Raw genomic sequence first — 14,942 nt, 5'->3', positions numbered from 1 at the left:
GAGAAGCCTGTGCAAGTCTTGATTTACTCCCCTACAACGCTCGCACTTTCACCGTCTTACCTTTAACCTTGCCTGCGGACAATTTGCGCACAGCTTCACGAGCGATATTACGGGCGACAGCGACATAGGTTGATTGATCTGTCACGGTGATTTTGCCAACTTGCTCACGCGTATAACCTGCTTCACCAGTGAGCGCACCCAGCACATCGCCGGGGCGGATCTTGTCCTTACGTCCGCCAAGTATTTGCAGTGTCACCATCGGCGGTGCCAGCGGGGTATGGTCACCACTTTGCAGCGTAGCCAGGTCATGCCATTCTGGCTCGAAGCCCATCATCCTTGCAATCGCTTCTACCCGGGGCATTTCGGATGGGCTGCACAGGCTCAGTGCCCAGCCGTTTTCGTCAGCACGGCCCGTACGGCCAATGCGATGGATATGTATTTCCGGATCGGGTGTAACATCGACATTAATGACCGCTTCAAGTTGTGTGATATCCAGACCACGTGCTGCCACATCGGTTGCCACTAATACTGAGCAACTGCGATTGGCAAACTGAATCAGCACTTGATCACGTTCACGTTGTTCCAAATCGCCATTCAAGGTCAGCGCATGAAGGTCTTGCGCCCGCAACACTTCCAGCAAATCTCGGCATTGCTGCTTGGTGTTGCAAAACGCTAGCGTACTGATTGGTCGATAGTGTCTGAGTAGCTGACCAACGGCCTGCAAACGCGCCTCATGGCTTACCTCGTAAAAACGCTGGCGTATCTTGTTTTCCTCATGCTGCTCCAGCAGCTTCACTTCCTGTGGATTACGCAAGAATTGTCGTGCTAATCCCGCGATACCTGCGGGATAGGTGGCCGAGAACAGGAGCGTTTGGCGCTTCGGCGGGCAGCGCTTGACGACAAAAGCCATGTCATCGTAAAAACCCATGTCCAGCATGCGATCAGCTTCATCGAGCACCAGGGTATTGAGTTCTGCCAGATTTAAGCTGCCGCGCGCCAGATGATCCATGACGCGGCCGGGAGTACCAACGACGATGTGGGCACCATGCTCCAGACTAGCCATCTGGGGGCGCATGGTGCTTCCACCGCACAGCGTAAGAATCTTGATATTGTCTGCGGAGCGTGCCAGACGGCGAAGCTCCTGCGTAACCTGATCTGCCAACTCGCGTGTTGGACACAGCACCATAGCTTGTACCGCAAAGCAGCGCGGGTTTAGCTTGGTAAGCAGCGTCAATGCATACGCTGCCGTCTTGCCACTGCCAGTCTTTGCCTGCGCGATCAGGTCATGACCTGCAAGCGAAATCGGCAAACTGGCCGCCTGAATCGGCGTCATCGTCAGATATTCAAGCTGCTGCAATGTTGCCAGTAAACCCGGCGACAGCGGTAATTCATTAAAAAGGCGTCCAGCAGTATTTACTGCGGACGGAGAGACTGTCTGTAAAGTATTATTCATCCGCAATTATCCCAGATATCAGCGGAATACGCACAGAATTGTATTTTTTAACAGAAGCATAAAGAAACGCATGATCCTTTCAAGCAACAATTATAAATCTCTGAACTAGAGATATACTCATCGTACTTCAAAATTTGGTTTTCATAATCCCTCATCCAACCTTCTCCCAGCGGGAGAAGGTATTAATGCCGAATTTTGAAGTACGATGACTATAGTTTTATGTTTCCCCTACAGTAGTGTGAAGTTAAAGCCAGGCTTCTTGGCACAAGCGATAAGATGGTGCAAGCACGTTACCTCAACCAAGCGCCAAGCGCCATCTCTTTGGAACATCTGGCCGCACTACCTGTCTCATTCGTTTAATGCTTTACAATCCCTGTTTTGACAGATAATACCCGGCTAATACGATAAGGTCACATGCAACCCAATAGAAAATATACGAATGACAGCGTTGGCTGGCGGTTTGATAACAGCTATGCCCGCTTGCCTGAATCTTTTTATGCACGGCTTCACCCTGTACCCGTGCGTGCGCCGCAGCTAGCAATGTTGAATCACACCCTGGCAGAATCGCTGGGATTGGATATCCGCGCACTGTCCGCAGAAGAAACTGCTTTGCTGTTTGCAGGTAATGTATTGCCAGCTGCAGCCCAGCCCATCGCGCAAGCCTATGCCGGGCATCAATACGGTCATTTCACTATGCTGGGCGATGGACGGGCGATATTGTTTGGCGAGCACCTCACTCCGGCAGGTAGCAGATTCGACATCCAGCTAAAAGGTTCTGGCCAGACTCCATTTTCACGGCGTGGCGATGGCCGCGCCGCGCTGGCGCCCATGTTGCGGGAATACCTTATCAGCGAGGCGATGCATGCACTTGGCGTCCCTACAACACGCAGTCTTGCCGTAGTCACCACCGGCGAATCAGTGATGCGGGAGACCGTGCTGCCGGGTGCGATTCTCACCCGGGTAGCGGCAAGTCATATTCGCGTGGGCACCTTTGAATATGTTGTAAGGATAGGAGGTGCAGAGAGCATCAAAATTCTGGCTGATTATGCTATTCAGCGTCATTACCCGGCGCTTGGTGAGGCTGATAATCCTTATCTTGCGCTCTTGCACAGCGTGATAGAACGCCAGGCATCGCTGGTGGCAAAGTGGCTGTTGGTTGGTTTCATTCATGGCGTCATGAATACGGATAATATGGCCATCAGCGGTGAGACGATCGACTATGGTCCTTGCGCGTTTATGGACGTATACGACCCGGATACCGTATTCAGCTCGATCGATCATCACGGTCGCTACCGTTATCGTAACCAGCCACATATCGCGCAGTGGAACCTCGCACGTTTTGCCGAGACATTATTGCCGCTATTACATTCGGTGCAGGAAGAAGCAGTGGCGCTGGCAGAAGCTGCAATCCACCAATTTCCCGCTATCTTCCAAGAGTATTGGCTGGCGGGAATGCGGAAAAAACTGGGGCTGTTCACTGCGGAAGCAGAAGATATTGCACTCATTGAAATCTTGCTGACCTGGATGCAACAGCATCAGGCCGATTACACCAATACCTTCCGTGCACTGGCGGCAGAAAGCTTGCCCCACGATGCTCTGTTTCAGAATGCTGAATTTGTTGAATGGCATGCGCGCTGGCAAGCAAGATTATCGCGACAAAGCGAGTCCAGGCAGTCATCATTCCATTTGATGCGGGCGCATAACCCTGCGATCCACCCACGCAATCATCGTGTTGAAGAAGCGTTAACAGCAGCCTCCGAGCGGGGCAATTACTCGCTGCTGCAACGACTACTGGCGGCAGTGACAAATCCCTACGCCGATGAACCGGAATATCACGATTACCGCACCCCACCAGCACCTTCTGAGTGCGTGTATCAAACATTCTGTGGAACGTAAACTTTGCTTTGCCTGAAGTTGTGGTGCTCAGCCTCGCCTCAAAATGAAGCTCAGCATGAATCAGAAATGATCATTCGTCACACCAGTCACTATAGCGGAAGCTTCTTTCCTTGGTAGCGACGTTTCCAGCGAGTGATTAATCTGAAGATTCCGCCAAAGATACGAACAGCCGCATAGTAAATGTAACGTGGCCCGAAATGATCTCTCTTGAGCAATTCATAAAAGATTTTATCGGCGCTCTGGCGTGAAATAGGCAGATCCGCATCAAGAAACTGATATAGCACATCGTGCAATAGCGAAGCGTAATATGCCTTAGGTTTTTTTGTTTGGTAATTGGGTACGCCATCTGGAATGCCCAATAAAATATCCCACAAAGCAAATTTTGGCGTGCAGCCGTCCCATGCATAATCGGCAAGCACTTTCATTGTTCCATCTGGATGAATTTCCAGCCTGCGCTTACCAGTTCGATCCTCAAAAGCGCAGCCAGCCGAAAATTCCTGGGGCAGATATGGCGCGATATTATAGGAAAAGTCCTTATCAAGAACATAGATCCATTTAACTGCAAACTCGGACATTTTAGCCCCCAATCATTTTGAGACAGATCAATACATAAACAAAAGCATCCAATAAAGCAGATTGACAACTAAAGCTGCGCTGACACAATCAATCAAACCAACTCAGCTTGCTGCATGCTCATGCTAACGAATAGCGAAATGGGCAGGCAATAATGCATATGCATACAATTTTTATTTCTCCATGCGCGCAACATTTTGCAGCACCTTAAATAATCCTTACTCCTGCTCGACATAACACAGTTACCCACAGCCTTATCCACGAAAATTGTGGATAATAATCAAACCGCTCTGAAACAGAAAACAACTTCAGAGAAAAAAATAAAGATTATTTCATTCTTCTTTTAGCAATTGTCAAGCTGGTACGATCTACTATGATATGAAAATCAAATCGATCAGTTTCTCTAAAACTCAAGAAGTCATGATGAAATGTAAAGAAAACTGATCAGTAATTTGACTTAAATTATCAGTGATAAAAGAGAAGAAAAATTATGACAAAAACAGGCATCACTTTCATTGCAATACTGATTACAACAGCTTTTTCTATCCCAGTGGTTCAGGCCAGACCATTCATATAAGGAAGCATGGGAAGCCAGGAAAGAACAGATGGAACAGGAGCGTGAATTTAGGAAAAGATATTAGAGAGGCCCAACTTCCAGTGGGAGCATATCATACGATAATAAGCCAAATAACGGTACGGCTGTGCAGTTGAGATGATTCCATCACATCACCCAGCTACTGAAGGAAAACTTGAGCGTCACAGGACATATCCCCACGCACAGCCAAATTAGTGCTGTAAGTAAGACTCAATGCACCGTCGACCCAGCTTCACGAAAGATGGCATCAATAGTCAATGCATCAAGGCGATATTCACGATTGCAGATATCGTCATGCACGACGACTTCGCCTTGTTCCTGCAAAATGGCGTTGACTTCTGCCCGGCCCAGTGACTGCAGCATACTGTAGATTTTAGCCGGATTTTCATGGCAACCGTAGCTGACTGTCTCTGCATCGAAAATGCGAATGGTTTCTTCAATAAACAAGCGTGTAAGGATTTCTTCAGTGGTCAAACTGAACATAGCCTGATCCTGTACGCTTGCAGCAAGTGCTTCGATGCGCGTCCAGCCATCGGCGTCCTGTTGATCAGCGGTAGGCAGTTTCTGCAACAGAATGCCAAAAATTGCGTCCGCTGATGTAGCCAGAAACAGGCGTGATGGCAGTTGCTCTGATTGCCTGAAATAATGCTCAAAGATTTCGGCAATAGTATCGCCATCAAGTGGCACAATACTCTGGTAAGCTTCACGCATGGACGCCATGTCCAAGGTCAGCACCAACTGGCCATGTCCCAGTAAATCGGGTACTGGCTGCGCTGCAACCTGGGAAGCATATTTCGCCATGCCGCGCAAATGAAAGCTTTCATTGCAATCAATGACCAGCATGGAAACTGGACCATTGCCCCTCAGCTGCACGGTGAGACGTCCAAGCTGCTTGAGATTACATCCCAGCAGCAGCGTAGTGGCGCTCATTTCGCCAAGCAACTGGATGACGGGAGCCGGATAATTGCGATCTTGCAACATTTGCTGCCATACGCTGTCCAGATGCACCACTGCGCCGCGTATGTCCAAATCTTCCAGTAAAAAACGTTGTATATAGTTGTTCATTTCAATGTTTCCTTTGCATTGCCGCCTATACCGGTAACACAGTGCTTACAATTCGCAAATTGTGGCTTTTATTGATACTGGCAGGCTACTCGGATCGTTTTGCTTCCGGTTATTCATGTTGATGATATTTCTTATTCAAGGAGTCAAGCCTAATCGTTAGCTTAAGCTCCCGCCAGGCTTATGATCTCTACTGCCAGCCTGTAACATAGTAGCCTTTCTCATGCAAACAACGGGTCACAAAATTCGCATAGGCCTGGTTAGGCTGTGAGGACCTTCCTGCAGAAAAAAGTGCCCGCAAGAATCCCCACACAGCACCGCTGGCTGCTCCAACCATGGAACCAGTGCCGGCTGCACCGGTAACAGCTCCTCCGGCAGCGCCGCTTGCAGCGCCAATTCCTGCGCCAATGACTGTACTCGAGGCAACATCGCCACTTTTGCCTGTTCCTTCCTCAGCGCCTGCTGATGCAGCAAGTTGCTTACAAGCTTCTATATCCTGCACCGCAACTTCCTTTCCAACTGATTGAAGATGAGCATTGGGATACAAGATGGGCTGCATGCTCGTGCAAGCTGGAAGCCATAATAAGATTAACCCTAGATTCAGTATCTTCACTAATTTCACTGCATCACTCCTCGTTCCATCCATCCTCCTGATTGAATGAGTATAGCTTGAACTTTGCATGGCAGCAGATTAATTCCCAGTACCCTATACCGTGATTGGTATAACATTGAACCTTGAAGTTCCATTACAACCCAATCAATATGATATCTGTTGCCAACCATGGCGTCTGCAATGATTTAAGTTACAAGATAGATACTGCTAAACGCGCTAAAGCGAGCCAAGATGGCGAGAGCATCAGGTATCAGGCACAATATCAGACTAATGCCTGCTGTTAACTTGCGGGGGTAGTGAATTGATACACATGATCCACGGGCTAACTGATAATGGCTGCAAACAACAAATTATCTCTTAGAAACAAACTCATGCTTTGGCAGGATAAAATCACCTTGTTTCAACACAAGATAAACTATTCACTCTGAATTTTTTGTAGATAGATAATGCGACAGAACCTGGAAAAGCCCTTCTTTCAGCTGCAAGCCAAATCCCAGCGGCAGCGCATCGAGCAGATCAACCGCAGCACCCAGAACGAACAGCCAGACAGTCAAGCAGAGATGTTCGCCAACCGCTTGCGCAAGAATCTGAAAAAATTGGCCAAATGGGCCAGGCAGAATCAGGTGTATTGTTACCGGCTATACGATGCCGACCTACCGGAATATGCGGTGGCAGTGGATGTTTATCACGGCGAGCAGACCTGGGTCAACGTGCAGGAATACGAGCCACCCAAAACGATTGATCCGGCCAAGGCCAATCAGCGGCTGGCGGGGGCAATGGCGACAATAACCAAGGTGCTGGAAATCCCTGCCGAGCAGGTGTTTTTAAAGATCCGGTGCAAACAGAAAAGCACCAATCAATACCAAAAACAGGGCGATTCCGGCCACTTTCATGTCGTGCAAGAAGGCGGCTGCAAATTCTGGGTGAATTTTGAGGACTATCTGGATACCGGCCTGTTTCTCGACCATCGACCGATGCGTTTGCTGATTCAGCAACAGGCAAAAGGCAAACATTTCCTCAATTTATTCGGCTACACCGGCAGTGCCACAGTGCATGCAGCGATTGGCGGTGCAACGGCCAGCGTCACTGTCGATATGTCCAACACTTATCTGGATTGGGCGCAACAAAATTTTGATCTCAATGGCATCTGCGGCCATCACAAGCTGGTGCGCGCCAATTGCCTGCAATGGCTAGCTGAGCAGGCCAGTTCCAGACAAAAACCGCAATTTGATCTGATCTTTCTCGATCCGCCGACCTTTTCCAATTCCAAGAAAATGGAACAAACCTTCGACATCCAGAGTGATCACGTGCAATTGATCCGCAACGCTACAGCCTTGCTGGCACCGGACGGAGTATTATATTTCTCAACCAATTTCCGTCGCTTCAGAATGGATAGAGAAGCATTGGCGAATTTGATCATGGATGATATCAGCGCGCTGATGATCCCTGAGGATTTCGCCCGTAACGCCAAGATTCATTATTGCTGGAGAATTTCTCGCTGAGCGAATGTTTGCGCATTTTCACAGCAGACATTTGGCTGGCAGTGATATTGCAATTGCTGCTTGACGATTAAAAACTGGCCATCACGCTGAAAATTATAAACCGGCATGCAACCCTGGTATGCCAATACGCTGAATATGGATGGCATTGTTTCCTTCTTCGTAGGCGAGCAATTTACCCTCTTTTTGCCAGAGACGAAACGCCAGGGAGTAGGATAATACCCGTATCGGATAGTCACGCGGCAGCGTTTGCAAATAGGGCTGAATGGTGGTGAAATCGGAAGCGCCGTATTGCTGCATGATAAAGCGCAGGCCACCGTTAGCAGGACCAATATTGTAGGCTAATAGCGCCAAAAAGAGATCACCTTTCATTTCAGCCAAATAGTGTTTAAATGTAGCTGCAGCGATAAAAGCATTGTGCCATGGATTTTCCAGAGAGATTTTTTCTGCATTCAGCCGCTTAAGCGCTTGCGCCACGACCGTTCTCGGAACTTGGGTAATTTGGAATAAACCGCGTCCACCATCGCTGCTGTCTCTCGGCATGAATGATGATTCTGTCGCTGCAATACCCTGCAGCAGATTGACATCGACATCGAAAGCGTTGGCTGCATCTTTGATAGCCTGCCGATACTCCTGTGACCGATTAATCATTTTCTGCAGTTGTGACGGGTTATACCTGCGATAAGCTGCATAGACTTGATGGGCAATGGTCATTCGGCCTGCTTCTTCCTTACCTCCAACCAGCGTACGGAAATTTCCGTAAGCCAGGGTGAACTGACCATGGATAACGAACCAGGTGATTAGCAAGGCAAAAGAGAACGATAGCAGCGGCGTCAATAATTCAGAATGAAGCTGCAGCCATTTTCTCAGTTTCCACCAGCCGATAAAAAAAACGGCCACAACCAGTATCAACGCTAATACACCGATAGCAAACGGCAGTAGGCTACTAAAAAAACTGGTGCCAGAAAACTGGTTCGCGGCATAGCCTAACAACACCATAATAGCCAGAACTGCCGTAAGGCCCAGACTGATGATTTCTATGCTTACCAGTAATAATTTTCGCCGGAAGCTGCCAGGCTGGTATTTTTTTGACCGTTTCCCGGATTTGCTTGGGTCGGTACGCGTGATAGGGCCACGTGTGCGCCTCGGTTTTGGCTTTATATTGGCAGGACTAGAATTGCTGAGGTTAGCCGCTTTATCCATCAGAATAAGATTCTAAACAGTTTATAAATCAACGGTATCTGAATTGATCAGTAAATAATTACCGCGATGTCCGGAGTATTTATTGGCTACCTGCTTTCGTAGATAAAGTGATTATTTGATAAGGTTTTTGCGCAAAACAGTTGAAATGATAAGACAATCTTAGCCTTCAAATAGAATGAATTTAATCGTAAAAAACAGCGCTTTTTGCTGATGAAGAAGCGTCCAGTAAAAATCATCGCTGCAGGAAGCTCGCCACTGATTGTCAGGACTCACAACCTGAATCAAAAAAACCATTTTAATTGCTTACTTGCATGTTTGACAACATATCGCATTTTTAGTACTTTGCTGGCAGAAACTGACTTATTTCCCACTTTAACCAAGCTAATCCGCTTCAAATGACGAATGATCAAATTGCAGAGTACAATGCTGCATTACGAAATAAACCTGCGCTGGAGATAGTGCGCTGGGCCATCGAGCAGGCAAATGGCCGCGCTATTATGTCAACCAACTTCCGCCCTTATGAAGTGGTTATTCTTCATCTCTGTGTTCAAATACAACCGGATATTCCGGTACTTTGGGTAGATCATGGTTACAACCGACCGGCGACTTACAGATATGCCGAAAAGCTCCGGCAAACACTCAATCTCAACCTTAAAACCTATGTACCCAAGCTAACCGCTGCCCACCGGGATGCACTTTATGGTTCAATCCCAACTCTCGACGATGAAGCTGAACTGATGAAGTTCAGCGCAATGATGAAATTGGAACCGTTTCAACGTGGCATGAAGGAACTTGCGCCTACTGTCTGGATTACTGCATTACGCAAAGTGCAGAATCCGAATCGCGCCAGTCTGGATATTCTCTCCAAGGATACAAATTATGACACGATCAAAGTCAGCCCCGTTTTCTACTGGACGGATGCTGATATGGAAGCCTATCTTAAGCAGCATGGTTTACCGAATGAGTGGGATTACTTCGACCCGGCGAAAGCTGATGAAAAACGCGAATGCGGCTTGCACGTTAAATGAGGAAGTAAAACGCCCGCGTATGCTTAACTCGTGCGCAGGAACATGTATCAATACTTACGCAAAGTTAGCTTTGATCTGCACACATTCAATATATACAACATATAATTCCATTTCTAAATCAAAACTGACTTTGTCGGCTTCACCTTGCCGTATTATTTATACTGTCTGCGGCTCGCCTTCGCGTCATTTTTGATTTGGAAATAGAATAACATTGAATTGACAGCGCTTTTCTATGAGTGAAATCAACCAGCAAGAGCTCAATGAGTTAACCAGACGTTATCATCAACTGCTGGTATCCCAACAAACACTTATTCTTTCCACTGCTACAACCAATGGTTTTCCAAATAGCAGCTACGCCCCTTTTGTGCGGGATCAGACTGGGTACTTTTATGTTTATGTCAGTGAACTGGCAGAGCATACGGTCAATTTACTCAATAATCCATGCGCATCAATTCTGCTTATTCGTCCAGAATCGGAATCTCGTAATCTTTTTGTGCGAGAACGGGCCGTGTTAAATTGTCGCGTTAAGGAAATAAAGCGGGATAGTGAAATATATATGCAGCAGATAGCGGCATTACAGGAAAAATTTGGCAATGTTGTTAGCGTGCTAGCCACATTGCCAGACTTTCATTTATTTGCGCTACATCCGGAAAGCGGACGGTATATTGCTGGTTTTGGTCAGGCCTTCACTATTGATGTCAATAATGATAACTTGCATCAGTAATTATTACTTTAATTATCAATAATTTACAGAGCAGCATAAATTACGCATGCTGTTGCACTGCGTCTGGCATTTAAGTGCAATGCAACACATAGTGCCTGTATTCACAATTAGTCACATGAATATCTCTTAATCGATCATCTGAGACATTTCCCTCAAAATAGGCAACAAATACCCGCATCGTTTCTTCATGAGCGACAACCAGCACCGTTTTATCCTCCTGCACTTTTAGCCAGTCGATAAAACGCAACACACGCTGTTTATGATCCAGTAATGATTCGCCGCCATTCACGCGCTTGCGTAGTGGATCAGAGCTAATCGCTGCAAAATAGTTAGCCACTGGCATGCCTTCAAATCCGGAGCGGATGTCGGCAAGATCAGCATGCACCTCAATCGGCACTAAGTGGTGACGGTTTATGATTTCCGCAGTTTGGTATGTGCGTGGCAGGGGTGAAACAATAATCCGCTCAAATGCTACATCACGCAGCGCTAATGCAGCCGACTGCGCCTGCTCTATGCCTGCCTCCGTTAAATGAACATCCCGTGCAGGATCATCGTTACACAAGCCAAGATCATTATAGTTAGTGCGTCCATGGCGCATGAAGTAGATAACCATGTTACGGATGTGTGTGATCATTTTGGGTTCATCTGCCATTCAGCTTCAAGGTCATACAATTTTCATAACGAACTATCAATTATGCCGGATTAATTGATAAATCTTTCTTAGAACTGACTATACGAATACTACGAGCACGATTATGGAGAGAGGTCATGAATGGAAAAAAAATTCTTACTCTTTTTGCCGTAATTGCTTTTCCTTTCCTGGGCGGGTGTGTTGCCCCTCCTTATTATGGAGGAACAGGCTATTATGGAACAGTTACTTACGGTTACGGATATCGGCCATTATTCTACAGTAACCAAGGATTCTTTGGCGGATATAGGCACTTTGATGGCGGGCACAGGCACTTCGGCCACAGACATAAACATTTTGATGGCAGGCACAGACACTTCGGTAGTGGGCACAGACATTACTGGGGCGGACATAGACATTTCGGTGGCGGGCATAGACACTTCAGGGGTGGATACCGGGGAGGTCATAGAGGCGGTCATCATCGTTGGTAAAAATGATGATGGTACTGGCCTGATAAGAAGCACATAAATTGCTAGATCATATTGTTGTGGGCCGCAACCCTGCCGCAGAGAAAAAGCATGAAACTTTACAAGGCACACCAATCCGTAAGCAACATACGCCAGTGAGCACCCGTTTTGTTAATGGAGAGAATCGCATTAACAATGTCTTAATCTTCTCGAATCTCCAATCGAAGCCTATTAAATTTTAATATAATGAGCATTGAAACAAATACTTTCAGAATAAGAAACCCATTTTCGGTTAGCTATCGAGAATTTTAACTTTGTAGAGTCCAGAAGAATATCGCTTTTTTTTCATATTCTATTCTCTTACTTGCTGGGTGATTTTACTAATGAGGAGCAAATTAAAATATGCATTTGTTTGCTCAATAGCAGTACTCTTGGCTGGATGTGGCACAATCAATACAGTTATTCGAGGTGATTGGGTTACTAAGCGCAATCTCAATCGGATTGAAACCTCCTGTGAAACGATACCACGGATTTATAGTGGTGTTTCTTACGATGTTTGCCTTCTACGGGGAAAGCCTTCGCAAATGGCACTATGGCTAGCGCCGATACCTCAGCTAATATTCGTTGATATGGCATTATCAGGCGCCTTGGATACAGTTGCCCTTCCCTATACAGTCTATACACAAATCAACAATGGTGATATTAAGCTCAAATAGAAGGTATATGAAAACATTATTCTGGGCTTTTGAGAGTTAGCCAAAACAGCAGTACCAGCATAAATTTTTGATCCTTTTAAATCTTTCTGATTCCAGGCACACTCCTTTCATTTCATAACGGGGCCGAATGTTCTCTCCGCGCACTCCTTTTGCCGGAAAGGAAAAAATGGTCTAAATCCAGCAATTCTTGCTATCAAATGAACATAAATATTTTGAATTCTTGATCGCTTATCAGAGCGTTTGACACTCTATTCCCTTTCCTGTACTTTCATTTCCTATGAAAAAGAGCGTTTATTTTTCCTATACCCCGAATCAAATAACAGGGAGACCGAAATGAACGAAACTCAAGCCGTGGTAAAGCATATCCAGCAAATTCTCGAAAACGAGCCACGCATCAACCTGCACCACTATCCTGTGAAGGTAAGCGTATTGCAGGGTGCAGTGGTGATGGAAGGCGTAGTCGCGGACATCGCTGCTAAGAAGCTCGCTCTCGAAGCAGCGGGCGCGATCGAAGGCACGCACGAAGTCGTCGATCGGCTGCGCGTCGTGCCCTCTGAGCGGCGCGGCGACGGCGCAATTCGTGACTCGCTCGCAAACTTCCTGCTTAACGCGAACGAACTGCGCAATTGCACGATGCGCGTCGTCAGTAACGGTAAGCTCGAGATGTTGCGCGAGGCACCGCCCGACAACGGTGGATCAATCAACTTCGAAGTCAATGACGGGATCGTCACGCTCAGCGGTGCAGTGATCAGCCTTTCGCACAAGCGCATCGCTGGAGTGCTTGCCTGGTGGACGCCCGGCTGCTGCGACGTTATCAACTCACTCGACGTTGTGCCTCAGGAGGAAGACACCGACTACGAAGTCATCGATGCTGTGCGCCTGGTATTCGAGATGGATCCATTCGTGCAACCCGAACAGATCGACGTCAAGTGCAGCAACTACATCGTGACGCTGCAGGGCTATGTGCGCACCGCCGATGAAAGCCGGCGCGCCGAACTCGATACTTGGTACGTGTTCGCCGTCAACCGCGTAGTCAATAATCTTGAGCTGCTCGGGTAGGCTTCAGCGCATCACGGCGACGAGTCTTCTGGCGAACGATCATAGCCGCGGCAGGTCAACTTCGCGCTGCCGAAGATCAGATAGCTCTGTGTGTGGTAATAAGGCAAGCGGCCGGGCGAGCACAGCGACGCAGAACTGTGCAGCCATAACTTAAGATTCCTTTTTCTATTTAGAATCATTAGTATGAGCAAATACTGAACGCCGTTTATCGGTTAAGCTCAAAAATAAGTTAGCTCTTCTGGAAAACTGGAAATTAAAAACAGGCTGCCGCTTAGCTTCACATAGCCTGCTTTGGCGATAGCCTCACTTTATAGCATAACAGCTATAATTCCCATAACACCTTGATTATGGATTCAAGAAGATGATCAGGAGAATTATTATGAATAGATATCTCATGGTTTTGGTTGTGTCTTGGGGATTATATTTCAGTAGCGCCTTAGCTGAAGATGCGTCCAGTTTCCAAAACAATATTCTTGAAATACCTCGGGTCGACACACCTGAGCAAGTAGGAAAATATCAAAATGCTGAATTTAAACTTGCACCCGATGGTCGTTGGGACCTATTACGAGCAAGTGAAGCTCAGCAGGCATTTATTGATGAAATAGAAGTAAAAATATTAGAAAGTTTTCCAATACAAATACATGTTGCGGTATCAGGTTTTCTTGCTACACCTTGCCATCATCTCGGGCCAATTAATAAACGTTATGCAAACAATCGTTTTGAAATTGCGGTCAATATGACTCCACCTCAACCCGATACAGCATGTATTACAGTGGTGGAACCATTTCAGATTACTATCCCATTAGATGTATATGGCTTACCGGCAGGGACCTATCAAGTTTCCGTGAATGACAAATCGGGAAGTTTTGTTCTGGATAAAGATAATCAATAATTGGATTCAGCATGATTTAAATCATATTTCACTAAAGCGTGTTTTTCAAAACGACGCCAAGGCAATTTGACTTGACATTCATTCTACCCATGGCAGATTGTGGTATTTGAATCATTTCTGATTTTCTAGAGAATCGGAAAACCGACGGTGGTTGAACCAGCCAACTCATCCCAGACCGACATATCTACCGGCATCGATCTGTCACCATAACCCCTGCTGCCAAATTACTTCTGTTTTGTGTAGCCCGATGATGGTTTCTGCCACAACATTATTGCAAGTCGACCTGGTGATAAAAATGCTCACACTTAGCATAGCTTTCCATCAGTGGGATTTGTTTGGAGCAAATCTTTTTTGCAGCTTGATCCCAATGATCTATTGCTAAAGCCTGCATCAGTAATACAGGGCTTTCTTAGAGTCTGTTCAAAGTCTTTGCAGTAACAACGCCAAGAAAGCAAGATGGACGAACTGTAGGCTGGTGTTGAGTTTACGTTCACAATTTTTCCACAGCCGCCGGCATTTTTCCAACCATGCGAA

General features: G+C 46.7%; 14 protein-coding genes and 1 pseudogene. 8 read left to right on the top strand and 7 right to left on the bottom strand.

Features of this window, described 5'->3' with window-relative positions; all coding sequences use genetic code 11:
- Window positions 1-31: 31 nt before the first annotated feature.
- Window positions 32-1,453: an ATP-dependent RNA helicase DbpA gene (gene dbpA / locus J5I83_RS13495; RefSeq protein WP_304057006.1), complete on the bottom strand. Its 1,422-nt coding sequence runs from the start codon at window positions 1,451-1,453 to the stop codon at window positions 32-34.
- 414 nt (window positions 1,454-1,867) lie between these two features.
- Between dbpA and J5I83_RS13490 the strand changes: the two genes are divergently transcribed.
- Window positions 1,868-3,349: a YdiU family protein gene (locus tag J5I83_RS13490; protein WP_304057005.1), complete on the top strand. Its 1,482-nt coding sequence runs from the start codon at window positions 1,868-1,870 to the stop codon at window positions 3,347-3,349.
- A gap of 89 nt (window positions 3,350-3,438) precedes the next feature.
- Here the strand turns inward: J5I83_RS13490 and J5I83_RS13485 are convergent, their stop codons facing one another.
- The 3 genes from J5I83_RS13485 to J5I83_RS13475 all read right to left on the bottom strand — a co-directional run bounded on the left by J5I83_RS13485 (window position 3,439) and on the right by J5I83_RS13475 (window position 6,201).
- Window positions 3,439-3,924, bottom strand: coding sequence for a DUF1353 domain-containing protein (locus J5I83_RS13485; RefSeq protein ID WP_304057003.1), 486 nt, complete (start codon window positions 3,922-3,924; stop codon window positions 3,439-3,441).
- An 803-nt stretch (window positions 3,925-4,727) separates the two neighbouring features.
- Entirely contained in the window at window positions 4,728-5,582 is an 855-nt protein-coding gene (locus tag J5I83_RS13480) for an Hsp33 family molecular chaperone HslO (protein ID WP_304057001.1), read from the bottom strand.
- A 187-nt stretch (window positions 5,583-5,769) separates the two neighbouring features.
- Entirely contained in the window at window positions 5,770-6,201 is a 432-nt protein-coding gene (locus J5I83_RS13475; RefSeq protein ID WP_304056999.1) for a glycine zipper family protein, read from the bottom strand.
- A gap of 437 nt (window positions 6,202-6,638) precedes the next feature.
- On the opposite strand from J5I83_RS13475, the gene rlmKL reads away from it, so the two are divergent.
- Window positions 6,639-7,694, top strand: a complete 1,056-nt coding sequence (gene rlmKL / locus J5I83_RS13470) for a bifunctional 23S rRNA (guanine(2069)-N(7))-methyltransferase RlmK/23S rRNA (guanine(2445)-N(2))-methyltransferase RlmL (protein ID WP_304056996.1) — start codon at window positions 6,639-6,641, stop codon at window positions 7,692-7,694.
- A 93-nt stretch (window positions 7,695-7,787) separates the two neighbouring features.
- Here the strand turns inward: rlmKL and J5I83_RS13465 are convergent, their stop codons facing one another.
- Complete coding sequence (locus tag J5I83_RS13465) at window positions 7,788-8,894, bottom strand: lytic transglycosylase domain-containing protein (RefSeq protein WP_304056995.1); 1,107 nt, start codon at window positions 8,892-8,894, stop codon at window positions 7,788-7,790.
- Window positions 8,895-9,289: 395 nt separating this feature from the next.
- On the opposite strand from J5I83_RS13465, the gene J5I83_RS13460 reads away from it, so the two are divergent.
- Both J5I83_RS13460 and J5I83_RS13455 read left to right on the top strand, forming a co-directional pair.
- Window positions 9,290-9,922 (top strand): phosphoadenosine phosphosulfate reductase family protein, encoded by a 633-nt coding sequence (locus tag J5I83_RS13460; protein WP_304056994.1) that lies wholly within the window; start codon window positions 9,290-9,292, stop codon window positions 9,920-9,922.
- Window positions 9,923-10,154: 232 nt separating this feature from the next.
- Window positions 10,155-10,646: a HugZ family protein gene (locus J5I83_RS13455; protein WP_304056992.1), complete on the top strand. Its 492-nt coding sequence runs from the start codon at window positions 10,155-10,157 to the stop codon at window positions 10,644-10,646.
- Window positions 10,647-10,716: 70 nt separating this feature from the next.
- Here the strand turns inward: J5I83_RS13455 and J5I83_RS13450 are convergent, their stop codons facing one another.
- Complete coding sequence (locus J5I83_RS13450) at window positions 10,717-11,280, bottom strand: histidine phosphatase family protein (RefSeq protein WP_304056989.1); 564 nt, start codon at window positions 11,278-11,280, stop codon at window positions 10,717-10,719.
- Between the two features lie 198 nt (window positions 11,281-11,478).
- On the opposite strand from J5I83_RS13450, the gene J5I83_RS13445 reads away from it, so the two are divergent.
- From J5I83_RS13445 to J5I83_RS13430, 4 genes are all read left to right on the top strand, one after another.
- Entirely contained in the window at window positions 11,479-11,802 is a 324-nt protein-coding gene (locus J5I83_RS13445; protein WP_304056986.1) for a hypothetical protein, read from the top strand.
- 322 nt (window positions 11,803-12,124) lie between these two features.
- Complete coding sequence (locus tag J5I83_RS13440; protein ID WP_304056985.1) at window positions 12,125-12,457, top strand: YceK/YidQ family lipoprotein; 333 nt, start codon at window positions 12,125-12,127, stop codon at window positions 12,455-12,457.
- 333 nt (window positions 12,458-12,790) lie between these two features.
- The gene (locus J5I83_RS13435) at window positions 12,791-13,516 is read left to right on the top strand and encodes a BON domain-containing protein (RefSeq protein WP_304056983.1); all 726 of its coding nucleotides are present in this window, start codon (window positions 12,791-12,793) and stop codon (window positions 13,514-13,516) included.
- 379 nt (window positions 13,517-13,895) lie between these two features.
- Window positions 13,896-14,408: a hypothetical protein gene (locus J5I83_RS13430; RefSeq protein ID WP_304056981.1), complete on the top strand. Its 513-nt coding sequence runs from the start codon at window positions 13,896-13,898 to the stop codon at window positions 14,406-14,408.
- A gap of 420 nt (window positions 14,409-14,828) precedes the next feature.
- On the opposite strand, the pseudogene J5I83_RS13425 reads toward J5I83_RS13430, so the two are convergent.
- A pseudogene (locus J5I83_RS13425) lies at window positions 14,829-14,942 on the bottom strand (IS5/IS1182 family transposase); the annotation flags it as partial.

It is taken from the genome of Nitrosomonas communis, assembly GCF_024102715.1.
Classification (GTDB): Bacteria; Pseudomonadota; Gammaproteobacteria; order Burkholderiales; family Nitrosomonadaceae; genus Nitrosomonas; species Nitrosomonas communis_B.
Note: the sequence above shows the minus strand (reverse complement) of the source record. Positions and strands in the feature narration are given on the sequence as shown.